At 69.9% G+C, this 22,844-nt stretch carries 23 protein-coding genes and 1 tRNA gene; 14 read left to right on the top strand and 10 right to left on the bottom strand.

Annotation, left to right across the window (positions count from 1 at the left end):
• Positions 1-66: 66 nt before the first annotated feature.
• The 3 genes from ACIBVP_RS13815 to ACIBVP_RS13805 form a co-directional block, all read right to left on the bottom strand.
• The gene (locus ACIBVP_RS13815; RefSeq protein WP_396106458.1) at positions 67-360 is read right to left on the bottom strand and encodes a hypothetical protein; all 294 of its coding nucleotides are present in this window, start codon (positions 358-360) and stop codon (positions 67-69) included.
• 210 nt (positions 361-570) lie between these two features.
• Positions 571-1,512, bottom strand: a complete 942-nt coding sequence (locus ACIBVP_RS13810) for a phosphotransferase family protein (protein ID WP_396106457.1) — start codon at positions 1,510-1,512, stop codon at positions 571-573.
• A 10-nt stretch (positions 1,513-1,522) separates the two neighbouring features.
• Positions 1,523-2,914: a helix-turn-helix domain-containing protein gene (locus tag ACIBVP_RS13805; RefSeq protein ID WP_396106456.1), complete on the bottom strand. Its 1,392-nt coding sequence runs from the start codon at positions 2,912-2,914 to the stop codon at positions 1,523-1,525.
• A gap of 216 nt (positions 2,915-3,130) precedes the next feature.
• Here ACIBVP_RS13805 and ACIBVP_RS13800 point away from each other — a divergent pair, with 216 nt between their 5' ends.
• From ACIBVP_RS13800 to ACIBVP_RS13790, 3 genes are all read left to right on the top strand, one after another.
• Positions 3,131-3,394 (top strand): hypothetical protein, encoded by a 264-nt coding sequence (locus ACIBVP_RS13800; protein ID WP_396106455.1) that lies wholly within the window; start codon positions 3,131-3,133, stop codon positions 3,392-3,394.
• 13 nt (positions 3,395-3,407) lie between these two features.
• Complete coding sequence (locus ACIBVP_RS13795) at positions 3,408-3,761, top strand: hypothetical protein (protein WP_396106454.1); 354 nt, start codon at positions 3,408-3,410, stop codon at positions 3,759-3,761.
• A gap of 322 nt (positions 3,762-4,083) precedes the next feature.
• Positions 4,084-4,695 carry a TetR family transcriptional regulator gene (locus tag ACIBVP_RS13790; RefSeq protein WP_396106453.1) on the top strand — a complete coding sequence of 204 codons (612 nt, stop codon included), beginning with the start codon at positions 4,084-4,086 and terminating at the stop codon, positions 4,693-4,695.
• Here ACIBVP_RS13790 and ACIBVP_RS13785 read toward each other — a convergent pair.
• Positions 4,692-5,951, bottom strand: coding sequence for an amino acid deaminase/aldolase (locus ACIBVP_RS13785; protein WP_396106452.1), 1,260 nt, complete (start codon positions 5,949-5,951; stop codon positions 4,692-4,694). The genes ACIBVP_RS13790 and ACIBVP_RS13785 overlap by 4 nt on opposite strands.
• 32 nt (positions 5,952-5,983) lie before the next feature.
• Here ACIBVP_RS13785 and ACIBVP_RS13780 point away from each other — a divergent pair, with 32 nt between their 5' ends.
• Positions 5,984-7,279 carry a D-arabinono-1,4-lactone oxidase gene (locus tag ACIBVP_RS13780; protein ID WP_396106451.1) on the top strand — a complete coding sequence of 432 codons (1,296 nt, stop codon included), beginning with the start codon at positions 5,984-5,986 and terminating at the stop codon, positions 7,277-7,279.
• Here the strand turns inward: ACIBVP_RS13780 and ACIBVP_RS13775 are convergent.
• The 3 genes from ACIBVP_RS13775 to ACIBVP_RS13765 form a co-directional block, all read right to left on the bottom strand.
• On the bottom strand, positions 7,268-7,918 hold the full coding sequence (locus tag ACIBVP_RS13775; protein ID WP_396106450.1) for an SDR family oxidoreductase: 651 nt from the start codon (positions 7,916-7,918) through the stop codon (positions 7,268-7,270). The genes ACIBVP_RS13780 and ACIBVP_RS13775 overlap by 12 nt on opposite strands.
• Entirely contained in the window at positions 7,915-8,481 is a 567-nt protein-coding gene (locus ACIBVP_RS13770; RefSeq protein ID WP_396106449.1) for a hypothetical protein, read from the bottom strand. The genes ACIBVP_RS13775 and ACIBVP_RS13770 overlap by 4 nt, the downstream gene beginning before the upstream one ends.
• A gap of 648 nt (positions 8,482-9,129) precedes the next feature.
• Positions 9,130-9,212 (bottom strand) — tRNA-Leu (locus tag ACIBVP_RS13765).
• Positions 9,213-9,326: 114 nt separating this feature from the next.
• On the opposite strand from ACIBVP_RS13765, the gene ACIBVP_RS13760 reads away from it, so the two are divergent.
• The 8 genes from ACIBVP_RS13760 to ACIBVP_RS13725 all read left to right on the top strand — a co-directional run bounded on the left by ACIBVP_RS13760 (position 9,327) and on the right by ACIBVP_RS13725 (position 20,002).
• Positions 9,327-10,496: a DUF3662 and FHA domain-containing protein gene (locus tag ACIBVP_RS13760; RefSeq protein ID WP_396106448.1), complete on the top strand. Its 1,170-nt coding sequence runs from the start codon at positions 9,327-9,329 to the stop codon at positions 10,494-10,496.
• A 58-nt stretch (positions 10,497-10,554) separates the two neighbouring features.
• Positions 10,555-11,013 (top strand): FHA domain-containing protein, encoded by a 459-nt coding sequence (locus ACIBVP_RS13755; protein WP_396106447.1) that lies wholly within the window; start codon positions 10,555-10,557, stop codon positions 11,011-11,013.
• Positions 11,010-12,434 carry a PP2C family protein-serine/threonine phosphatase gene (locus tag ACIBVP_RS13750; RefSeq protein ID WP_396106446.1) on the top strand — a complete coding sequence of 475 codons (1,425 nt, stop codon included), beginning with the start codon at positions 11,010-11,012 and terminating at the stop codon, positions 12,432-12,434. The genes ACIBVP_RS13755 and ACIBVP_RS13750 overlap by 4 nt, the downstream gene beginning before the upstream one ends.
• A complete protein-coding gene (locus ACIBVP_RS13745) occupies positions 12,434-13,891 on the top strand; it encodes an FtsW/RodA/SpoVE family cell cycle protein (RefSeq protein ID WP_396106445.1) in 1,458 nt (485 codons plus the stop codon). The genes ACIBVP_RS13750 and ACIBVP_RS13745 overlap by 1 nt, the downstream gene beginning before the upstream one ends.
• Positions 13,888-15,393, top strand: a complete 1,506-nt coding sequence (locus ACIBVP_RS13740) for a peptidoglycan D,D-transpeptidase FtsI family protein (RefSeq protein WP_396106444.1) — start codon at positions 13,888-13,890, stop codon at positions 15,391-15,393. Before ACIBVP_RS13745 ends, ACIBVP_RS13740 begins: the two co-directional genes overlap by 4 nt.
• A gap of 2 nt (positions 15,394-15,395) precedes the next feature.
• A complete protein-coding gene (locus tag ACIBVP_RS13735; protein WP_396106443.1) occupies positions 15,396-16,856 on the top strand; it encodes a serine/threonine-protein kinase in 1,461 nt (486 codons plus the stop codon).
• A 79-nt stretch (positions 16,857-16,935) separates the two neighbouring features.
• Positions 16,936-18,933 carry a Stk1 family PASTA domain-containing Ser/Thr kinase gene (gene pknB, locus ACIBVP_RS13730; protein WP_396106442.1) on the top strand — a complete coding sequence of 666 codons (1,998 nt, stop codon included), beginning with the start codon at positions 16,936-16,938 and terminating at the stop codon, positions 18,931-18,933.
• Between the two features lie 13 nt (positions 18,934-18,946).
• Entirely contained in the window at positions 18,947-20,002 is a 1,056-nt protein-coding gene (locus ACIBVP_RS13725; RefSeq protein ID WP_396106441.1) for an NAD(P)/FAD-dependent oxidoreductase, read from the top strand.
• Between the two features lie 13 nt (positions 20,003-20,015).
• Here ACIBVP_RS13725 and ACIBVP_RS13720 read toward each other — a convergent pair whose 3' ends face one another.
• Genes ACIBVP_RS13720 through ACIBVP_RS13710 form a run of 3 tightly spaced genes read right to left on the bottom strand, consistent with a single transcriptional unit; the run spans position 20,016 to position 21,741 of the window.
• A complete protein-coding gene (locus ACIBVP_RS13720) occupies positions 20,016-20,669 on the bottom strand; it encodes an aminodeoxychorismate/anthranilate synthase component II (protein ID WP_396106440.1) in 654 nt (217 codons plus the stop codon).
• A gap of 23 nt (positions 20,670-20,692) precedes the next feature.
• Complete coding sequence (locus ACIBVP_RS13715) at positions 20,693-20,851, bottom strand: hypothetical protein (RefSeq protein WP_396106439.1); 159 nt, start codon at positions 20,849-20,851, stop codon at positions 20,693-20,695.
• A complete protein-coding gene (locus ACIBVP_RS13710; RefSeq protein WP_396106438.1) occupies positions 20,851-21,741 on the bottom strand; it encodes a class E sortase in 891 nt (296 codons plus the stop codon). Before ACIBVP_RS13710 ends, ACIBVP_RS13715 begins: the two co-directional genes overlap by 1 nt.
• A gap of 169 nt (positions 21,742-21,910) precedes the next feature.
• Here ACIBVP_RS13710 and crgA point away from each other — a divergent pair, with 169 nt between their 5' ends.
• Together crgA and ACIBVP_RS13700 are read left to right on the top strand one after the other, a co-directional pair.
• Positions 21,911-22,177: a cell division protein CrgA gene (gene crgA, locus ACIBVP_RS13705; RefSeq protein WP_396106437.1), complete on the top strand. Its 267-nt coding sequence runs from the start codon at positions 21,911-21,913 to the stop codon at positions 22,175-22,177.
• A 195-nt stretch (positions 22,178-22,372) separates the two neighbouring features.
• On the top strand, positions 22,373-22,747 hold the full coding sequence (locus ACIBVP_RS13700; RefSeq protein WP_396106436.1) for a PH domain-containing protein: 375 nt from the start codon (positions 22,373-22,375) through the stop codon (positions 22,745-22,747).
• The last annotated feature ends 97 nt before the right edge of the window (positions 22,748-22,844 follow it).

Here is a 22,844-nt window from a genome sequence, read left to right as displayed (position 1 = left end):
CGACAACAGATGTGTGCTGGGCCACAAGTCCCGCGGCAGGCCCGAAATCGGGCCAACGGTGAATGGTCAGTCCTGCTCGGTGAACTGCGTGTGCGACAGAGGAGAGCGCTGACGGATATCGGTCAGCTTCCGCATGGTCGCGTGACCGCGCCGCTCCAGTTCGCGACGGGTGATCCAGCCCTCCGCGTGGTGCCGGTAGGCCTGCGACAGCAGGACCAGCTCGGCGAGGAAGTCCGCCGCCCGCGTCCTGCTCCGGCCCTCCGGCAGACGGGCGACAAGCGGCAGCTGGTTCTCGACGACCTGGTCGAGAACCCGCGCGGACGCGAGAGCGCGCCGCGCCCTGCGACTCTGCTTGATCACCCTAGCCACCTGGCGGACACCTCGTTCGGGGAGCGGATAGAGGCTAGTTCGACACAGCGTAGCGTGCTCCCCGCAAACGACTACCCTTCCCAGTCGCCCAATCGAGTGAAATTTCCGGAGAACGGCCACGACCTGCGAAGACCAGCCCGCTGGCACACCAGAGGTGTCGGAAACCGGCGACGCAGCGTTACGGCGACTGGGCCGGAAGGATCACGTGTAGCGGGCCCAGCGGGCGGACGTGTTACCCGAACGGACATCCGCCATCCGCCGGAGCAGCTCCGCGCGCACCGCGGGCCGGGTCCCGATGATCGGCAGCACGCTGGTGATGAGCTTCAGCTCGCGCACCGCGCGCAGCACGGGAAAACCCCGCCACCTGGTCACGTCCATGCCGTACGTGCGGACCAGCTCCCGGTACCGGCCCGCCGGTTCCCCGAACCGGATCACGCCCACGGCCAGCGGCGTCAGGTCCCACTCGGGCGGGCCGTAGCTGGAGGAGTCGAAGTCGCACAGCACCGGACCCGCCGGGCCGGGGATGAGGTTGCCGAGGTGGGCGTCGCCGTGGACCAGCGACGGTGGAGACGGGAACTCCAGGCGCGACAGCTGGTCGGACACCTCGGCGTAGCGGTCCTGGAGGAACGCCAGGTCGGCGTCATCGAGGTCGGTGGCCTCGCCGATCCGCGCCGCCACGTCGGCGAGCGGTCGCCACGGCGGCAGCCACGACGCGGGCTCGGGCAGGTCGTGGATGCGACGTAACAGTTTGCCCAGGTCACGGCCGCGTGGCCGTTTGCCGCCGACCGGCACCGCCTCCCAGATGGTGGCGACGTAGCCGTCATGGGTGACCGGCTGCGGCACTCCCGGCAGCAGGCGCACGGCGGGCACGTCGTGTTCGGCCAGCCACGTGGCCACGTGGACGACCTTCTCCACCCGGTGGTTCAGGGCCGTCGAGGCGCCGATGCGGACCACCACGGGGGCACCGGCCAGCCGGAACACGGCGTTGGCCGTGCACTTGATGAGCGTCGCGCCCTCCGGGTCGAACCCGGCCGCCGCGCACACCCCGGTCAGCGCCTCGGCGAGACGCTCGCCGGAGAACGGACCGCCCCGGGTCGCGTCCGAGAGCGACTCCGCGGACTCGGGGATCGGCAGCACGGTCACGTCGGCCTCGTCACACCGCGGTGGCGCCGTGGTCGTCGTCGGTGAACCGGCCGATGAGGTCCGCCAGCTCCCGGGCGTCGGTGAAGTTGCGCCGCTTCTCCGCCTCGACCCGCAGCGGCTCCAGCCGGTCCCGGACGCGCTTGGACTTCAGGTGCTGCGCCAGGTCGACGGCCTGCACACCCACCTTCGAGCCGTGGTCGATGTCGCCGTCGAGCAGGTGGTTCGTCGCGAGCGAGGACAGGTTGAACGCCTTGTTGCGCGCGACCTCGTCGCCGTAGGAGTCGATCGCCCTGGTCAGCGCGGGGATCGCGTACTTCGTGTGCCGCGCGTCGACCTTCTGGGCGAGCACCGTGTGCACGGTGCCGATCATCGAGTAGACGTCGTCCTCGTTGAAGAACTTCACCCAGTCCGCGGCCTCGCCGTGGTTGGAGCGGGCGAACTCGTCACGGGTTCTGCCGATGAGCTTCATCGTCTGCTCTTCGTGACCCATCATCGCGTAGGCCCAGGCCTGGTTCGCGCAGATGACCGCGACGGCCAGCTCGGACCCGGACTGCTGGGCCGCGATCTGACCGAGCTGGAACATCTTCAGCGCGTCGTCCGGGGCTTCCTTGTGCAGGTAGACCCGGCCCATGCGGTACAGGATGTTGGCGACCAGCTCGTCGCTCTCGCCCGCCTTCGCCAGCTCCAGCGCTCGGCCGAAGTGGTTGCGCGCGGAGTCGATGAGGCCGACGTCGAACGACGTCCAGCCCGCGAGGTTGTGCAGGTCGGCGAGCGCGACGTGGAGCCGCTGCTTGACGACGTCGGCCCCCGACGAGTTGAGCATCTGCTGGCCCCAGGACAGCTGGGCGACCACCGCGTCGCGGCAGAACCCGCCCCCGTACTGGTAGTCCAGCGAGCGGAGTGCCCTGGTCGCGGCCTCGACCTGCCGGACGTCGGTCATGCCGATCCGGCCGGGCGCCGGCGTCAACACCGGGTTGGACACCCACGATCCTGAGTCCGCGCCGAGCACATGCGCACCCACCGCGACCGCGGCGGCGTGCGCAAGGAACTTCCGACGCTTCACGTTCTCCGGCTCCTCAGCCTCCGGGGTCTCGCTCCGCTCGGCCACCCGCTGCGCGGTGACTTCGTCGTACGCGAGGCCCATGTATCCCCTGGGGACACCCAGGCCGTCGGCGATCCGGACCAGGACGTCGTAGGCCATGACCTGACGACCCTTGAGGATCTCCGACACCTCGGACTGTGACTGACCGGTCATCGCGGCGATCTGGCGCTGTGACACGCCCTTGCGCCGTAGCAGCTTGTAGATCGTGCTGACCTCCCGCGCGGCGAGCGCGTTCCGCATCTCCTGGTCTTCCCACGCCTCTGGCGTAACAGAAGAGCTCTGAGACCCGATGGAGTTCATTCCGCCCCCTCACAGTCCGCTGGGCGTCAGGCGCAGAGTAAGCGCACTTCACGAGCTACTAAAAGTCCGGATCGGTGAACCTGATCGGCCCGACCGAAGTTACTCGACCGCTTACCGTGGGACGGCCGCCGATCGGCGCTATGACGCACCAATCTGTGTCTCAAGCCACCAATGTAGTTGCTTGTAAGCGTACGAGCACGGAGGGAAGCCGGGACTGTGGAACTGGTCAGAACGGCACCACCTCGCAGCGATGCCGAGGATGCGGACCACCGCGAGCTGCACGGTTCGGCTCTCGGGCGAAAGGTCTGGCGCATCAACTGTGGCGATGTCGTCAACCGGGAGCGCTGTCTCACCGTGCTCGTAGAACGTAATCGGGTGGTCCTGGTAGGGCCGCCGGGCGAAACCGCGGTGCTGACGTCTGGCCAGCTCGGCCAGCTGCGCACCGCGCTTCGCGAGGCCGCCGAGCAGGCGGAAAGGTAGCGGTGACGTTTCGATGGACGAGATCCTCGGACAGGTGCTCCGCAACGCGGTGTGGGAACGGCTCGACATGCTGTCGGAGCTGGCCAACCGCGCGGACGCACCGTCCCTGCTGTCCGTGGCACGTTCCGAACTTCCCAGGCTGACCGAGGGCTGGCGGGCGATGCTCGCCGCCCACGAGCCCGACGAGAAGGGAAACTGCCCCGCGTGCTCGTCGCGGTGGCGGCAACAGAAGGCGCCTTGCTCTGTGTGGCAGGCCGCCTACGAGCACCTGGTTGCCGGCGGGCTCGCGCCTACACCGCAGCCCGCCCGTCACGCGGCCCGCACACGTGTGACGCACACCGGCCGGCTGGCCACGGGCACCAGGTAAACGAGGGCGCTCCCTCGCCCGCCGCGACCCCGCGCGGCGCGTGGCCCGGAGGGACGCCACCTGTGGCCGGCGGTTCGTTCGTACGCACCCCCGAGCGAGACGGACGAACCGCCGCCACAGCAAGATCTCCGAGAACCGGTGCTGCAGTACACCCCTCCCCCGACCAGCATCGGTTCTCGGCTCCAACGACCGGCCCCGGACCCGCGACTACGCGGCCCGGGGCCGTGTGCTGTGCCAGTTGCCGGACCGTTCTGCATCATTCGGGGCAGCTTGTATACACAATCTGGTGGAAGGTCGGGTCCGCTCGGGGCAGGATGGTGTTGTGTCGACCCAAGTGCCGTTGCGAAAGCAACCCGTGCAGCAGCGCAGCGCGAAGCGTGTCGAGCAGATGCTCGAGGCCTGCGCCACCCTGATCGACGAGCTCGGCTACGACGGCGTCACCACGACGCTGATCGCCGAACGCGCCGGGGTCGCCGTCGGGTCGCTCTACCAGTTCTTTCCCGACAAGCGCGCGGTGGTGCAGGCGCTCACCAAGCGCCACCTCGACCACTTCACCGGCGAGATCGAGAAGCGGCTCGACTGGGAGCACCTCGAACACTGGTGGCACGGCGTCGACACGATCATCGACATCTACGTCGAGATGTACCGGACGGTGCCCGGTTTCAGCCACGTCCGGTTCGGCGACGTCATCGACATCCGGCTCATCGAGGACGGCCGCGACAACAACTCGGTGATCGCCGAGCAGATCGCCGGCGTCGTCGCGAACAAGCACAACCTGCCGGTCGAGAGCCTCTACCGGCAGATCACCGTCGCGAGCGAGATCGGCGACGCCATCCTCGCCCTGGCGTTCCGCCGCAAGCTCTTCGACGAGGAAGAGATGATCAACGAGGCGAAGCAGGTGGTCCGGGCCTACCTCGCCGGGCGGATGCGTTAGCCGAAGCAGCGGCCCTCGCCGCGGTAGGTCGGCACGGTCCGCGTGACCCGGTCGCCCTCCAGCACGTGGTACTCGGTGAACCGTTCGGCCAGCTCACCGGCCTTCGTGTGCCGCAGCCACACACGGTCACCCACCCGCAGGTCACGCGCCGCGCGGCCGGTGACCGGCGTCTGCACCTCGCCTGCGCCCTCGAGCCCGACGAGTGACAGGCCGGCGGGCAGGTACGGCGTCGGCGACCGGTCCTTGCCGGGCGGCCCGGACGCGATGTACCCGCCGGAGAACAGGGTGGCCGTGCTCCGCCGTGGCTTGCGCACCACCGGCAGCGCGAACAGGACGGCCGGGTCCGGCGAGAACCGCCGGTAGTGGTCGAACAGGGTGGGCCCGATCAGCCCGGAACCGGCCGCGACCTCGGTGACCGACTCGTCGAGCCCGGTGGTCTCGACGCTGCCGGTGCCGCCACCGTTGACGAACTCCAGGTCCCCGATGCGACGAACGGCGTCCGCCCGCCGAACGGCGAGTTCCCGCGACGAACGGTCCTGGATCCACCGCAGCACCGCGCCCATGAGCGGTTTGCCCGCGGGCTGGTCGCCGAGCCCGGCGATCTGCCCCTCGTAACCCATCACGCCGACGAGCCGGAACCCCGGCCGCTGCCGGATCACCGTGGCCAGCACCTCGGCCTGCCGGGCCGTGAAGATCGGCGACCGACGGGTGCCGACGTGAGCGAACTCACGCCCGAGGAGGGGCCGCCAGGACACGTCCAGTTCGAGACAGACCCGGATCTCGGGGTGCCCGTCTCCCAGGGCGGCGTCGACGAGGTCGAGGTGCGCGACGGAGTCGACCATGATCGTGACCAGGTCGCGGGCGCGCTCGTCGGCGGCGAGCCGCCGCAGCGCCGTGTGGTCGACGGTCGGGTAGGCGACGAGGAAGTCGACGTCGCGCAGGTCGCCGCCGGCCCACTCCCCGGCGAGCCAGAGCGCCTCGGGCAGCGAGTAGGCCATGACACCCCGGAACCCGTCGCGGCGCAGCACCCGTTCGAGGAGGTACCGGCACCGCACGGACTTGCTGGCCACCCGGATCGGCCGCCCGGCCGCCCGCCGCACGAGGTCGTCGGCATTGCGGTCGAAGGCGGCGAGATCGACGACGGCGAGGGGCGCTTCGAGCTGTTTGGTGGCCGCGTCGAGGCGGGCACGCGACGTCTCATCGGACACGAACCAACAGTACGGCCACGAGGCGAACCTCGATGTCCACCCGGGCATCGAGCGACACGACGACCTGCGAAGATCCCCGCATGACGACGGCGTGGCGCAACTGGGCGGGTACGGAGGCGGCGGTCGCCACCGAGGTCGTGCGGCCGAGGGACCTCGAGGAGCTGTCCTCGGCGGTCGCGGGCGCGCGGCGGACCGTGCGGGCGCGTGGCAGCGGCCATTCGTTCACCGCGGTCGGCGCCGCGCACGACCGGGCGGTCGACCTGTCCGCGTGGACCGGTGTCGTGTCGGCGGACGTCGACACCGGCCTGGTCACCGTGCGGTCCGGCACCACGCTGCGTGCACTCAACGCCGAGCTGGACCGGCTCGGGCTCGCCATGACCAACCTCGGCGACATCGACGCGCAAACGATTGCGGGCGCCATCTCCACGGGCACGCACGGCACGGGCGCCCGGTTCGGCGGGATCGCGACGCAGGTGGCCGCGCTGGAGCTGGTGCTGGCCGACGGGTCGGTGGTGACGTGCTCGCCGGACGAGCGGCCGGAGCTGTTCGCGGCGGGCCGGGTCGGGCTCGGTGCGTTCGGTGTGGTGTCGACGGTGACGCTCCGGACCGAGCCGTCGTTCGTGCTGGCCGCGGCGGAACGGCCCGAGCCGCTCGACGACGTGCTCGCGAACCTGGACCGGAACTGCGCGGAGAACGACCACTTCGAGTTCTATTGGTTCCCGTACGGCCGCAACGCTCTGACGAAGCGCAACAACCGCCTCCCCGCCGGTTCGACACCGGAGCCGCTGTCGCCGACACGGCGGTTCGTCGAGTACCGGTTCATGGAGAACACCCTGTTCGGTGCCGTTTGTCGTGTCGGGAGGGCCGTTCGTCCGCTCGTGCGACCACTCAACCGTTTGTCGTCGGCCGTGCTGTCGGCGCGGGCTTATTCGGACGTGTCCCACAAGGTGTTCGTCACGAACCGGGACGTGCGGTTCGTGGAGTCCGAGTACGCTGTGCCCCGCGCGGCACTGCCGGAGGTGCTGGGTGAGCTGCGGAAGCGGGTGCCGGAGCTGCCGGACCCGGTGATGTTCCCGGTGGAGATCCGGGTGGCGGCGGCCGACGACATCTGGCTGTCGACGGCCTACGAGCGGGACTCGGCGTACATCGCGGTGCACCAGTTCGTCGGCATGCCCTACCGGGCGTACTTCGACCTGTTCGAGCAGGTGGCGGGCGCGGTCGGCGGCCGGCCGCACTGGGGGAAGACGCACTCGCTCGGCGCGGAGGAGCTGCGTGCCCGCTACCCCCGGTTCGACGACTTCACGAAGTTGCGGGCGGAGCTGGACCCCGACGGCAAGTTCGTGAACCCGTACCTGAAGCGGGTGCTAGGCGTTTAGCGCCGCGTCGACCGGGGTGTCCCCGCCGACCAGTTCGTAGACCCGGCCCGCGGTGTCCGGCCGGTCGAGCAGGGCGACGAGCACGGCGGCGACGTCGTCCCGGGTGACCGCACCGGGCTGGACGTGCTCGGCGAGCGTGACGGTGCCGGTCGCGGGGTCGTTGGTGAGACGCCCTGGCCGCAGGATGGTCCAGTCGAGGCCGGCGCGAGCCATGACGTCGCGGTCGGCGGCGTCCTTGGCGCGGAGGTAGGCGGCGAACACCTCTTCCGTCGACGGGTCGTCCGCGCGGTCCAGGCCCATCGCGCTGACCTGGAGGAATCGCCGTACGCCCGCTGACTCGGCGGCGTCGGCGAACAACACGGACGCGGCCCGGTCGACGGTGTCCTTGCGTGCGGCGCCGCTCCCCGGCCCGGCGCCGGCGGCGAAGACGACCGCGTCGGCCCCGGCGAGCCCGGCGACCACCTCGTCGACACCGGCCTGTTCGAGGTCGAGCACGACGGCGTCGCCACCTGCCGCACGCACGTCATCGACGTGGTCGGGGTTGCGCACGATGCCGACCGCGGTGTCCCCGCGCTGGGCGAGCAGCCTGGTCAGGCGAAGGGCGATCTGTCCGTGACCGCCCGCGATGACAACCCTCACGCAGCGGACAGTATCTGCTCGTAGGCGAGCTCGCCGAGCCAGCGGTGGGTCCCGTCGACGTCGGCCGCGACACGGTCGGGACGGCCGGGCAGGTCCATGCGGACCTCGGGTCCCGGCGACGCGGAGGCGATGCCCACGCCGTACGCGCGGGCACGCGGCAGGCAGTTGACGAGGTAGTCGTTCGTTATGACGACCGACATCGGCAACACCATCGCGGCGTCGCAGTAGCGCAGGAACGGCACGGCGTTGATCAGCCCGGTCCGCCAGTGGCGGGCGACGGCGATGGCACCGACGATCCGCACGGCGGGCGCGGGGACGCGGCCGTTGAACTCCGGCCACACCCAGGTGGCGACGGTGGCGCGGTCGACCTCCGGGGCCTGCCCGAGGCAGATGCGCTCGGCGTGCGCGTCGGGCATCAGCTGCGCGACGAGGGAGATCCGCCGGCCCAGCAGCTTCATCTCGGGGAGGACGATGCCCTGCCACCCGAGGTCACGAGCCGCGGCGGCCGCCAGTTCGTCCGCCTTGGCGGGAAGCTCGACGGGAGGGACGAGCGGCGATGGCACCGCCGTCAGGTTGTCCGAAACCGCCGTGCGTCCTGGTATGCCCGCCACGTTCCCAACCCTCTCCACTACCGCCGTGCCGTCGGCTTCGCCATCCCCTGCCAAGCGCGGCGTTTTTGGTTACCTCACTGTCCTACCTTCCCCGCCCCCACCAACCGCAGACGGAAACGACCCTCCTGCGACCGGCGGCGCCGAGCGGTCGGTGACCGGTCGACGACCGGCATCAGGACTTCTGCCCGACGATGCCGCCGTCTGGGTGAGTCCCAGGCCGGGCGGTAGCACTGAGAGCAACCCCCCCAAATTTGCGCAACGCAAATTGCACAAACCACCCCCACCAGCAAGAAGATCAACAAGCTCCCCGGAAGGCGGGCCCCCTCAGCGAGCTCAGGTCACGAGGCAGGAACCGGCCAAAGATCAACGTGACGAACGCAACCCAAGAAGAACCAAGGAACAAGAACCAAGACAAAAGGCCCACGCACCGCCAGGAAGTACTGACACCGGCGGCAAAAAAAGGGCCACCACAACCACAAAGCCCCCCACGCTGGGTCAGGAACCAGCCGCACCGTGGGGGGCGTGGGGGGCTCGGCCCCCCAATACGACAACGACCGACCCGGCCTGCGCTTTCCGCAGGCACAGATCGGCCATCGGTCGTGGGCGAGGAGGGAGTTGAACCCTCACGTCCTTGCGGACACACGGACCTGAACCGTGCGCGTCTGCCATTCCGCCACTCGCCCGGAGTGGTGTGCGCCGAACACTACACGGTGGCGAATCGGGTTTGCACATCGCCCTGTCCTTGGGGCCGGAGCCGGATACGATCGACCGAGGAGCACACACGGAAGGAGGGACCCATGGGCCTCGGGCAGCGGCTGAACCGCAAGTTGGAGAACGCCGTGGGGAACACCTTCGCGCGTGTGTTCGGTGGCAGTGTGGTGCCCCAGGAGCTGGCACAGGCGCTGCTGCGTGAAGGTGAGGTCAACCTCCGCGAGCTGGCTGGCGGCCGGCTCCTGGCCCCGAACCACTACATAGTGCAACTGGGCGCCCAGGACTACGGCAACTTCGCCGGGGAAGCGGACCGCACCACCGCGCTGCTCGCGGACTGTGTCGAGGAGTATCTCGCGGAGCAGCAGTGGGACACATACGGTGACGTCGTAGTCTCCCTGGAGCGCTCCGACGCGCTGCACACCGGACAGTTCCGAATACGCTCGACTGTCGACCCGGACGTCAAGGCTCCGGCCAGGGCACCTGGGGATGCACAGTCGGCACAACCCCGCAACGCAGGAGACCGATCCATGAGCCAGCCTCCCGGCTACGGCCAACCGCCCGAGGGCGATCCTTACGGACAGCAGTACGGCTATGGCCAGCAAGGCCAGGGCTACGGCCAGCAGCAGGGCTATGACCAGGGTTACGGCCAGCAGCAAGGTGGCTACGACCAGGGTTACGGCCAGCAGGGCTACGACCAGGGCTACGGCCAGCAGCAGCAGGGCTACGGCCAGCAGGGCTACGACCAGGGCTATGGCCAGCAGCAAGGTGGCTACGACCAGGGTTACGGCCAGCAGCAGGGCTACGGCCAGCAGGGCTACGACCAGGGTTACGGCCAGCAGCAAGGTGGCTACGACCAGGGCTATGGCCAGCAGCAGGGCTACGGCCAGCAGGGTTACGGCCAGGGCGGCGGCGACCCGTACGCCCAGCAGGGCTACGCGCCCCCCGCTGTGCAGACCGGCCCGCGCCAGCTGAACGCCAGCCTGCAGCTCGACGACGGTTCGAACCGCACCTACTCGCTGAAGCAGGGCGGCAACGTCGTGGGTCGTGGCCAGGACGCGGACTTCCGTCTGCCGGACACCGGGGTCTCCCGTCGGCACCTGGAAATCACGTGGGACGGCCAGTCGGCGACTCTGGCGGACCTCGGTTCGACCAATGGCACTACGGTGAACGGCACCCCGGTGCAGACCTGGCAGCTGGCCGACGGTGATGTGATCCGCATCGGTCACTCGTCGTTGGTGTTCCGTACTCAGGGCTGACACGGTCTAGACCGGGCGGTCTCACCTATTTCCCTCAAGGCGGGAGCGTTCGCTACAGGTGCCAGAGCTGGTTGTGCAGCTGACCAGAGCAGGGTTTCTCGCCCTGCTCTGGTTGTTCGTGCTGGCCGCGTTAAGGGTGGTTCGTTCCGACCTGTACGCGGCGGCCGGTATCCGGGTCGCTGTCCCGGGGTTCCGCCGTTCGGCGGGTAAGAAGACCAGGGGGAAAGCGCCCCGTCAGCTGGTGGTGACGCACGGGGCGCTCGCGGGTACGCGCATCTCCCTGGACGGCAGGCCGATCATGATCGGCCGGGCGGACGACTCGACGCTGGTGCTTGACGACGACTACGCGTCGACCCGCCACGCGCGGATCTCGTTGCGCGGAACGGACTGGTACGTGGAAGATCTGGGCTCGACGAACGGCACTTACCTGGACAGGGCTAAGGTCACGGCACCCCTCCGGGTGCCCCTCGGGGCCCCGATCCGAATCGGCAAGACGGTGATCGAGCTACGGTCATGACCCTCGTCCTTCGCTACGCGGCCCGCAGCGACCGGGGCCTGGTGCGTTCGAACAACCAGGACTCCGTGTACGCGGGCCCTCGCCTGCTCTCCCTGGCCGACGGGATGGGTGGACACGCGGCAGGTGAGGTGGCCAGCAAGGTCGTCATCGCCGCGCTCGCCCCCCTCGACGACGACGAGCCGGGTGAGGACCTCCTCGGCAAGCTGCGGGAGGCCACCCAGGCCGGTAACGGCGCCATCGCGGAACTCGTCGCCAGCGATCCCGAGCTGGACGGCATGGGCACGACGCTGACCGCGATCCTGTTCGCGGGCAGCCGCATCGGCCTCGTCCACATCGGCGACTCGCGCGCCTATCTGATGCGCAACGGCCAGTTCGCGCAGATCACGCACGACGACACGTTCGTCCAGTCGTTGATCGACGAGGGCCGCATCACCGAGGACGAGGCGGCCACACACCCGCAGCGTTCGCTGCTGCTGAAGGCGTTGACCGGTCACGAGGTCGAGCCGAACCTGACGATCCGCGAGGCCAGGGCGGGCGACCGCTACCTGCTGTGCTCCGACGGCCTGTCGGGTGTGGTGAGCCACGAGACGCTCGCCGACACGATCAAGATCCCGGACGCGCAGGCGTGCGCCGACCGGATGATCGAGCTGGCGTTGAAGGGCGGCGGCCCGGACAACGTGACGGTGATCGTCGCGGACGTGGTGGACATCGACTTCGGCGAGGACGCGCCGATAGTGGGTGGTGCGGCGGGCAACGGCCAGGACCAGAGCCAGCCCGCGGACTCCCCCGCGGCACGGGCCAGCGCGATCACCGGGCCCCGCGAGATCCCGAAGCCCGTGGAGGCGCCGCCCCCGCCGCCGGACCCGAAGGCCAAGCGCCGTAGACGGTTCCGCATCTTCGCGCTCGTGTTCGTGGTGCTCCTGCTGCTCGCCGGCGGCGGGGTGGCCACCTGGGTCGTGGTGAACAAGCAGTACTTCGTCGGTGAGGCGGAGGACGGCGAGATCGCGATCTTCCAGGGGGTGCGGGGCAGCATCTTCGGGATCTCGCTGAACCGCCAGGTGCAGGGTTCGTGCCCCCCGGGCGTGTCGACCTGCGACAAGTTCTACGTCGACGACCTGCGTGAACTCGGCCAGGACACGGTCCGCGAGGGCACCGAGAGCTTCGACAACGTCCCGGACGCCCGCGAGTTCATCCGGTACCTGCGCACGAAGTTCCCGCTGCCGCCGTGCGAGACGCTGCGCAAGCAGCAGGAGCGTTCCGCGGGCCAGCCGCCGACGACCACCACGGGCGCGAAGCCCACGACGACGACCCGGGCGACCACCGGCGCCCCGTCCTCGACCACCGAGGCACCCGCGACGCAGGAGACCGAGACGCCGGAGCCGGGCGTGAACTGCCGCGAACCCCGCGAGGGCGGCGGCTGATGGCACAGCCGGGCTCGGCGGGGTTGCTGGCGGGACAGTCCGGCGACACGCAAGGCAAGACCGCTCCGACCCGGCGCGGCACCGAGTTGTCCATGCTGGCCTTCGCGGCCGGGCTGGTGACCGCCGCGCTGATGCTGGTCGAGGCCAACCACAACGAGTCGCTGACGATCCGCATCCTGTGGTACGGCCTCGCCTACCTGGCGCTTTTCGGCATCGCCCACGTCGCGGTCCGCAAGTGGGCCCCCTACGCCGACCCGCTGATCCTGCCGTGCGTCGCGCTGTTGAACGGGCTCGGTCTGGTGATGATCTACCGGATCGACCTGGCCAAGGCCGAGGCGGCCCTGCAGACCGAGTCCGAGTGGGAGAACGCGGTCCCGAAGCAGATCCTGTGGACCACGATCGCCCTGCTGATGTTCCTCGCGGTGCTCTACGTGATCAAGGACCACCGCACGCTCACCCGCTACGGCTACACGTTCGGCCTGGCCGGGTTGTTCCTGCTCGCGCTGCCCGCGGTGCTGCCGAGCGCGATCGCGCCGACGATCAACGGCGCGAAGATCTGGCTGCGGGTCGGCATCTTCTCGATCCAGCCGGGCGAGTTCGCGAAGATCATGTTGCTGATCTTCTTCGCGGCGTTCCTGGTGTCCAAGCGCGACCTGTTCATCGCGGCGGGCCGCCGGGTGCTCGGCGTGGACCTGCCGCGTGCGCGGGACCTGGGCCCGATCCTGTTCTGCTGGGGCGTGTCGGTGATGGTCCTGGTCGCGGAGAAGGACCTGGGCACCTCGCTGCTGTTCTTCGGCACCGTGCTCGTGATGCTCTACGTGGCGACCGAGCGGGCCATCTGGGTCGGTGTCGGGCTCTCGCTGTTCGCCATCGGCTGCCTGGTCGCCTACCAGCTGTTCGGCCACGTGCAGGTGCGCGTGGAGACCTGGCTCGACCCGTTCGCCGACCCGGACGGCGCCGGCTACCAGCTCGTGCAGGCGCTGTTCGGGCTCGGCACCGGCGGTATCGGCGGCACCGGCCTCGGCGCCGGGCGGCCGGACATCGTGCCGTTCGCCAACAGCGACTTCATCACCGCGGCCATCGGTGAGGAGCTCGGGTTCATCGGGCTCGCCGCGGTGCTGCTCGTGTACATGCTGCTGGCGATGCGCGGCCTGCGCAGCGCGGTGGCCGTGCGCGACACGTTCGGCAAGCTGCTCGGCGGCGGCCTGTCGTTCGCGCTCATCATGCAGGTGTTCGTGGTCGTCGGCGGGGTAACCAAACTGATCCCGCTGACAGGTATCACCGCGCCCTTCCTGTCCGCGGGTGGCTCGTCGCTGCTCGCCAACTACGTCCTGGTGGCGTTGCTGCTGCGGATCTCGGACGCGGCGCGACGGCCGCAGACCGGGCAGAAGCCCAAGCCGGTGAACCAGGCGCCGATCGCGGAGGCACACACGGTCATGGTGGAGCGGCCCCAATGAACACCCCGCTGCGCCGCGTCGGCCTCGCCATGCTCGCGATGATCGTGCTGCTGCTGGCCAACCTCACCTACATCCAGATCGTCAACGCGGACGACTACCGCACGGACTCACGCAACCGGCGGGTCCTGTTGGAGGAGTACGCGCGGCAGCGCGGCAAGATCCTCACGTCCGACGAGCAGATCATCGCCAACGTCAAGTCGACGAGTGGTCGGCTGCAGTACCAGCGGACGTACGCGAACGGCCCGCTGTACGCGCCCGTGACCGGGTTCTACTCGGTGCGCTACGGCTCGACCGGGCTGGAGAGCGCGGAGGACGAGATCCTCAACGGCTCCGACGACCGGCTGTTCGTCCGCCGCCTTTCCGACCTGATCACCGGGCGCGACCCGCGTGGCGGCAACATCGTGACCACCGTCAACTCGAAGGTCCAGACGGCCGCGTACAACGCGATGACCAAGAACGGCTTCACCGGCGCGGTCGTCGCGATCAAGCCGGACGACGGGCAGATCCTCGCGATGGTGTCCACGCCGTCGTTCGACCCGAGCGGGCTCGCCAGCCAGGACGGCACCGAACAGCAGCAGGCCTGGGACAAGTACCGGGACGAGAACAACCCGGCGAAGCCGATGCTGAACCGGGCGATCTCGGAGAACTACACCCCGGGTTCCACGTTCAAGCTGGTGACGGCCGCCGCCGCGCTCGCGGACGGCAAGGACCGCGACAGCCAGGTCACGACGTCGCCGGGCATCAACGTGATCAACGGCGACACGAACTGCGACACCTCCGACGACACCTGTCTCGCGAACTACAGCCGCGGCACCTGCGGTGACGGCACGCTGCAGTCCGCGCTGCAGCACTCGTGCAACACGGCGTTCGCGCAGCTCGCCGACGAGCTCGGCGAGGACAAGCTGCGGGACCAGGCGGCCCGGTTCGGCATGGGCGAGACCGACCTCGAGATCCCGATGCCGGTCGTGCCGTCGTGCCTCGGCTCGCGCGCCGACGGCAACTGCATGGTGATCGCCGACCGCCCGTCGCTGTTCCAGTCGGGCATCGGGCAGAAGGACGTCCGCATGACGGCGCTGGAGAACGCGTCGATCGTGGCGTCCATCGCGAACGGCGGCGAGCGGATGCGCCCGCAGCTGGTGCAGCGGATCCTCGCGCCGGACCTCGACGAGATCTCCGGCTACGACGAGGAGTCCCTCGGCGAGGCCATGTCCAGCGAGGACGCGGCCGAGCTGCGCGACATGATGGTCAAGTCGGAGGAGAACACCGGCGGCGACGGCAAGCGCGGCGACCTGACGATCGCGTCGAAGACCGGTACCGCCGAGACGGGCCTCGACCCGAAGACCACCCCGCCGTTCGCCTGGTACGTGGCGTTCGCACCTGCCGATAACCCCCAGATCGCGGTCGCCGTGGTGGTAGAAAGCAAGGACGTCGCCGCGACCGGCGGCAAGCTGTCCGCCGCGGTCGGGCGGGCGACGATCAACGCGCTGGTCGGGGGGAGCTGAGCATGCTGACGTCAGGGCAGCTCCTGGCCGACCGCTACCGGCTCGCCAAACGCATCGCCGTCGGCGGCATGGGCGAGGTCTGGGAGGCGGCGGACACGCGGCTGGACCGGCGCGTCGCCATCAAGGTGCTCAAGCCGGAGCTGTGCGGGGACGCCGAGTTCCTGCACCGGTTCCGCACGGAGGCGCGGACGACCGCGTCGCTGAACCACCCCGGCATCGCCGCGGTGCACGACTACGGCGAGACCGCCGCGATCGTCGACGGCCCCAAGGACACCGCGTACCTGGTGATGGAGCTGGTCGAGGGTGACCCGCTGGCGGCGATCCTGGCCAAGGAGCGGCGGCTGTCCGCCGAGTACACGCTCGAGGTGCTGGAGCAGGCGGGCAACGCGCTGCAGGCCGCGCACGAGCGCGGGTACGTCCACCGGGACGTGAAGCCGGGCAACATCATGGTCACCCCCGGCGCCGACGGCCGGATCGTGGTGAAGCTCACCGACTTCGGCATCGCGAAGGCGGCCGACGCCGCGCCGGTGACCCGCTCCGGGATGGTCATGGGCACCGCCCACTACATCGCGCCGGAGCAGGCGCTGGGGCACGAGGCGTCGCCGGCCAGCGACGTGTACTCGCTCGCCGTGGTCGGCTACGAGTGCCTCGCCGGGCACCGGCCGTTCCTGTCGGAGAACGCGGTGACGGTCGCGATGATGCACATCCGCGACGCACCGCCGCCGCTGCCGCCGGACGTGCCGATGTACGCCCGCGCGGTGATCGAGGCGACGCTGGTCAAGGATCCCGCGCAGCGGTACTCGAGCGGTGGCGAGTTCGCCGCCGCCGTGGCCGCCGTGCGCGCCGGTCACCCCCTGCCCGCGCCGTCCGGCCGGGTCGCGCAGTACGCCGGCGCGCCGGGTGCCAGCAACCCGAGCATGCTGCCCGTCGGACCGCCCAGCGCGCCGCACACCGTGGCGGGCACGGGCTCGTTCCCGATGGGCCCGCCGCCGCAGCCGCCGCGCAGGAGCAAGGCCGGGCTGTGGGCGCTGCTCATCGTCCTCGGGGTGGTGCTGCTGGTGCTCGCCGTGCTCGGCGTGGCATCGTTGCTCGGCGCGGACCGGGACACGGACGGCACGTCGACGCCGGAGACCACCACGTCGGCACCAGGGGACAGCGGCGATCCCGTCAACGAGGACGGGGACAGCGGCGACGAGGCGCCGGGCAACCCACCGATGACCGGAATCCCGACCAAGGAGAAGTACGTCGAGGTCGACGAGTCGCTGTTCGTCGGCCGGCCGGCCGCCTTCGCCGAGGACACCCTGGAGAAGGCGGGCCTGGTCCCCAACGTGGAGAACCAGTTCGGCGAACCACCGGACGACCCGAACCGGTGCGTGGTGACCGAGGTCCGCCCCGACGGACACGTGCCGATGGAGACCGACGTGGTCGTGCGCTGCGAAGAGGATGAGGAACCGCCGCGATGATTCACCGACTTCACCGGCAACCGACAGGCATCATGAGCGCGAGCGGCGCATACCCGACGAGGATCGAGACGAAAGACCGATGACCACACCGAGACTGCTCTCGAACCGCTACGAGCTGGGCGACACGCTCGGTTACGGCGGCATGTCCGAGGTGCACAAGGGTCGCGACGTCCGTCTCGGGCGCGATGTCGCGGTGAAGGTCCTGCGTGCGGACCTCGCCCGCGACCCGCAGTTCCAGGAGCGGTTCCGTCGCGAGGCCCAGAACGCGGCGGCGCTGAACCACCCGGCGATCGTGGCCGTGTACGACACCGGCGAGACCAGGACCGAGCACGGCCCGCTCCCGTACATCGTCATGGAGTACGTGGACGGCCGGACGCTGCGTGACATCGTGAAGACCGAGGGCCCGCTTCCCGGTCAGCGCGCCATGGAGGTCATGGCCGACGTCTCCGCGGCGCTGGACTTCTCGCACCGGCACGGCATCATCCACCGGGACGTCAAGCCCGCCAACGTGATGATCACCAAGACCGGCGCGGTCAAGGTGATGGACTTCGGCATCGCCCGCGCCATCCACGACGGTCAGGCCGCGGTCACCCAGACGGCCGCCGTGATAGGGACCGCCCAGTACCTCTCCCCCGAGCAGGCCCGCGGCGAGCAGGTCGACGCGCGTTCCGACGTGTACGCGGCCGGCTGTGTGCTGTTCGAACTGCTCACCGGCGAGCCGCCGTTCACCGGTGACTCGCCGGTCGCGGTGGCCTACCAGCACGTGCGGGAGGACCCGAAGCCGCCGTCGGCGGTGAACCCGAGGGTCAACCCGGCGCTGGACGCGATCGTGCTGAAGGCGATGTCGAAGGGCGCGCCGAACCGGTACCAGTCGGCGGCCGAGATGCGCACGGACCTGGTCCGTGTGCTGTCCGGTCAGCGGCCGCTCGCGCCGATGGTGATGACCGACGAGGACCGCACTACGATCCTGTCGCAGGGCCGCACGACCGCGATGGCGCAGCAGCGTGGCAGGCACCGGCCCGCCGCGCTCGCCGACGACCCCGACGACTACGACCCGTACGAGGACGACGAGGAGGAGCGCAGGCGCAAGCGCCGCAAGGGCTGGCTGATCGCGCTGCTCACCGTGCTCGGCGTCGCGCTGGTCGCGGTCCTGATCTGGTTGATGAGCACCGCGTTCGGCGACGAGCCGGTGTCCGACCAGGTCGCCGTGCCGGACGTGGTCGGCCAACTGGAGGACGACGCCCGCGCCGAGCTCGAGGGACGGGGCTTCGAGGTGCGCATCGACGACCTCGTCTGCCAGCCGACCGCGACGGGCGAGCCCAACCAGTGCGGCCCGGACTCGGTAGGCAAGGTGATCGAGACCAACCCGGCGGCGGGCACGAAGGTGAGCAAGTCGGACCCGATCGTCCTCCGCGTCGGCAGGGCGGCCCCGAAGGCCACCGTGCCGGAGCTGACGAACAAGACCCGTGACGAGGCCAGGGCCGAGCTGGAGAAGGCGGGCCTCCTCCTCGACCCGACGATCACCGAGGAAGAGGTCGACGACGAGTCGCAGGTCGGCAAGGTCATCGCGCAGAACCCGCCGAGCGGCACCCAGGTGGCGCAGAAGAGCCCGGTGAAGATCACGATCGGCAAGGCCAAGGAGAAGAACGGCGTGCCGAACCTGATCGGGCAGGACTTCGAGACCGCGAAGTCGAACCTCGAGAACCTCGGGTTCACGGTGAAGCGCGAGGAGCAGTCGTCCGACAAGCCCGCCAACCAGGTGATCGACCAGAACCCGAAGGACGGCGAGCACGAGCCGGGCACCGAGATCACGCTGGTGGTCTCGAAGGGTGACCAGCAGGACCAGAAGATCACCGTGCCGGACCTGACCGGGCTGACCCCGGGCGAGGCCGAGCAGCAGCTCCGCGCCATGGGCTGGACGGGCAACCTGAACATGGCCGAGGGCGGCACCGACGACCCGCAGATGCTCGGCAGGATCGTCGAGCAGGAGAAGGGTCCCAACCAGAAGATCGAGAAGGACGAGGACGTGGGCGTCGTGGTGGCCACCGAACTCGAGGTCGGCGGCGGGGGGCGCTGACCTACTGATGCAGATGCGTACCGCCGTCGTCGGGGCCGGTGTGGTCGGCCTGTCGACGGCGTACGCGCTTCTCCGGCACGGTTCCGAGGTCGACGTGTTCGAGACGGGCGCCCCGATGGCCGCGCGCTCGGCGGGCAGCTCGCGGATCTTCCGGCTCGCCCACGGTGACCCGGGCCTGGTCGCGTACGCGGCCGCCGCGGCGGGCCTGTGGGCGGACTGGACGCACCGGGCCGGCAACCGGTTGCTGGGTCAGCAGAGCACCGTGCTGACGGGCCCACAGGCCGAGGAGTGGGCCGACGCGATGGCCGCGGTGGGCGCGGACCACACGCTCGTGGACGAGGACGACCTCGACACGGCCGAGCTGGGCCTGCCGGTGGAGGCGCTGCCGGGCCCGGCGCTCATCGACCCGGCGGGCGGCGTGATCGACGCGCCGGCGACCGGCCGGTTCCTCCGCGCCGCGATCGGCAACCGCGTGTGGCGCGAGCACGTCCACCGCATCGAACCCCACGACGACTGGGTCGAGGTGCACGGTTCGGGTGGCGTGCACGAGGTCGACCACGTGGTCGTGGCGGCGGGCCGCGGTTCGACGGAGCTGGCGGCGCAGGTCGACATGTACCTGCCCACGCAGCTGTCACACCACGTCCGGTTCACGTTCCGGATGAAGGACCCGGAGCTGAACCCCCCGTGCTGGATCGACGAGACCGAGTCGTGGCGCGAGGGCGTGACGAGCTACCAGCACTCCTCCGGCCCGGGTCTGTGGTCGATCGGCCTGAACCTCCCGCTGGACCTGGAACTGTGGGAACGCGGCCGCCACGAGGTGGTCGGCCACGCGCGGGAGCTGGCGCTGACGTACGTGCACGAGACGCTGGTCGGTGTTGGCGAGGAGATCGTCGAGGAGGTCTACTGCGACACCCCGACGACCCTGGGCGACGGCGTGCACGTCGCGACCACCGGTCCGGTGACGGTGATCTGGGGCGCGAACCTCTTCAAGCACGCGCCCGCGATCGGCCAGACCCTGGCGAACGCGGCGGTGAACGGCGTGTCGCCGCAGGTCCCCCGCTCGGAGTGAACGCGCGCCCCGGTCACGGGCGGGCGGCGGCCTCCGCGAGGTTGCGCATCGTGTCCTCCAGCTCGCGCACCCGCTCGGCGGGCACCGCGAACCCCGCGGACGCGAGCCAGTTCGCCAGCATGCGGTGACCGCCCTCCGTGAGCACCGACTCCGGGTGGAACTGGACGCCCTCGATGGGCAGCTCGCGGTGCCGCATGGCCATCACCACGCCGGAGTCCGTCTCGCCCGTCACCTCGAACTCGTCCGGCACGGTGTCCGGGAGCACGGTCAGCGAGTGGTAGCGGGTCGCCGTGAACGGGTCCGGCTGGCCGGCCAGCACGCCGACGCCCTTGTGGTGGACCCGGCTCGTCTTGCCGTGCAGCAGCTCGGGCGCCCGGCCGACGGTGCCGCCGTACGCGACGCCGATCGCCTGGTGTCCCAGGCACACGCCGAGCAGGGGCCGTGCCGCCTCCGCGCACCAGTGGACGACCTGGATGCTCGCCCCGGCCCGCTCCGGTGTGCTCGGCCCGGGGCTGAGCAGCACCGCGTCGATGCCGTCGAGGACCTCGGGAGAGGACAGCTCGGGGGCGTCGTTGCGCAGCACCACGCACTCCGTCCCGAGCTGGGCCAGGTACTGGACCAGGTTGTAGACGAAGCTGTCGTAGTTGTCGACGACCAGGACGCGCATACGTCAGACGATACTGGCCCGGTCTACTGCTCGGTCGTGACGTTGTTGAACGGCAGCAACGGCTCCGCCCACGGGAACACCACGAACATCAACAGTGCGACCGCCCCCACGACCAGTGCGAGCGCCAACACGATGCGCACGGCGAGCGGTCCCGGCAGGTGCCGCCAGATCCACCCGTACATCAGGCGGTCTCCTTCATCTCCGGCGGCGTCCAGTCGGGTTTGGCCGGGTCCTTCTGCCACTGCTTGACCAGCACGGCGTGCACGATCAGGCGCTCCTTGTCCGAGAACCTGGGGTGGCAGGTCGTCAGCGTCATCAGCGCGACCTGCTCACCGGCACTCGGCGCGACGTCGGCACCGGGCACGGGTGCGATCACGGAGCCGTCGGTCGGCGGCACGATCGTCTGCCCGACGACCTTGTCGTAGGGCGCACCGAGCACCGAGACACCCTTGCACCGCGCCTCTGTGCCCTTGCCCTCGGCCCAGCCCGCCTTCTCCTCGGACTTGGGCAGCGCGCGGTAGACGAACCAGTTGTCGGCGGTCTCGACGACGATCGCGTCGCACGAGTTGATCAGGTTGATGTCGTTGAACGGCGCGCCCTTGCCGACGCGGTGACCGGCGACGGAGAAGTTGCCGGTCTGCCCCGGGTACGCGGTCTGCGTGTAGTGGCCGGGGCCGATCTCCAGGCTCTCCTCGGTCGTGCCCTCGACGATCGTGAAGTGGTAGTCGGCGCCGAACGCGGGGATGTACATCTTCGCGAAGCCGTCGCCCTCGCCGAGGCCGGTGAAGTGTTCCTTGCGTTCCTGCTGCCACTTGTCGTCGAGCGCGACCGTCGCGTCCTTCTGCTTGCCCGCGGAGATCACGTCGGTCCAGTAGACCTCGTAGACCACGAACAGCAGGACGACGACGCCGAGTGTGATCAGCACCTCACCGAACGTCCGCACGGCCGTGCGGAGCGGGTCCTTGGGCGGCGGCGCGGGCGGGCGCACACGAGGGCGGGGTGACGGGACGAGGTCGCCCAGATCACCGGAGATACGACCCGCGCCGTGACCGATGTGCTCCACGGTGCCCACGCGCGCTCCTCTCGGTCCCCGACCTATGGTTCGCCTGTTAGTTCGCCGTGCCCTCGGCTACGTTAACGTGTTGCAGAATGGTGTTCGTGCCGGTTCCTACGCTTGAGGCGCGCGTGAGGTTCAGGCACGACACTGTCGCGCCCAAAGTTACACGCCAGTGAGGACTCCGATGCCCAAGTCCAAGGTCCGCAAGAAGGCGGTCTACACGCCACCCACCGATCGCCGTACGCCGGTGAAGGTGAAGTCCGCGGGTCCCTCCCACCCGATCTACGTGGTGGTGATGCTCGGGCTGATGGTCGTCGGCCTCGCGTGGCTGGTGGTCAACTACATCGCCGGGGAAAGCATCCCGTTCATGGCGGACCTCGGCAACTGGAACTTCGCGGTCGGCTTCGCCCTGATGATCGGCGGGCTGCTGATGACGATGCGGTGGCGCTGACCCGTCGGCGCTCTACCGCCGGTAGGTCGACGTACACCCGTTCAGCCCAGCGTGATTGAACCACAAGGGTGTAAGTCATCCCCATTGTGGACAACTGCTGTGGATAACTCTGGTTGACCGCCTTCGCGATTTCGGAGCGTGACGACGCCCGTGGCCCCGCCATCAGCGAAAACGTGGGCTCCGCAGCCCGCGGTCATGGTCCTGGCCTGGGTTCTGACCGTGGTGGCCGCCGCGGGCGCCGTCTTCACCGGTGACCCACCCGGTCGGGTGTTACTCGGGGTCGTGGCGCTGCTGCTGGCGCTGGCCGCGGTGTTCGCGACCGTCGCGCGCCCCCGGCTCGCCGCCGACCACGAGGGGGTCACGGTACGGGGGCTGACCGGCGCCAGGACGTGGCGGTGGGGCGAGGTGAACGTGCGGCTGGTCCGCACGCGCCGCCTCGGCCGCGACACCGCCACGCTGGAGGTCGACGCGGAAGGCGCCGAGCCGCCCGCCCTCGTGGTGCTGGGCAGGCTGGACCTCGGCGCCGACCCCGAGGACGTCGTCGAGGAGCTGCTGGCCCTGCGGACCTAGACCCAATGCCGTTCAGTTAGGGCGTGGGTTGGGCTGTCAAGGGTCGGCTGGGGTGGTGATGTTGATGCTGATGGTGGCCTTGTAGCTGTTCCGGTCG

The organism is Actinophytocola sp. NPDC049390, from assembly GCF_044466355.1.
Taxonomy (GTDB): Bacteria; Actinomycetota; Actinomycetes; order Mycobacteriales; family Pseudonocardiaceae; genus Actinophytocola.
This window is presented reverse-complemented; position numbering and strand designations above follow the sequence as displayed.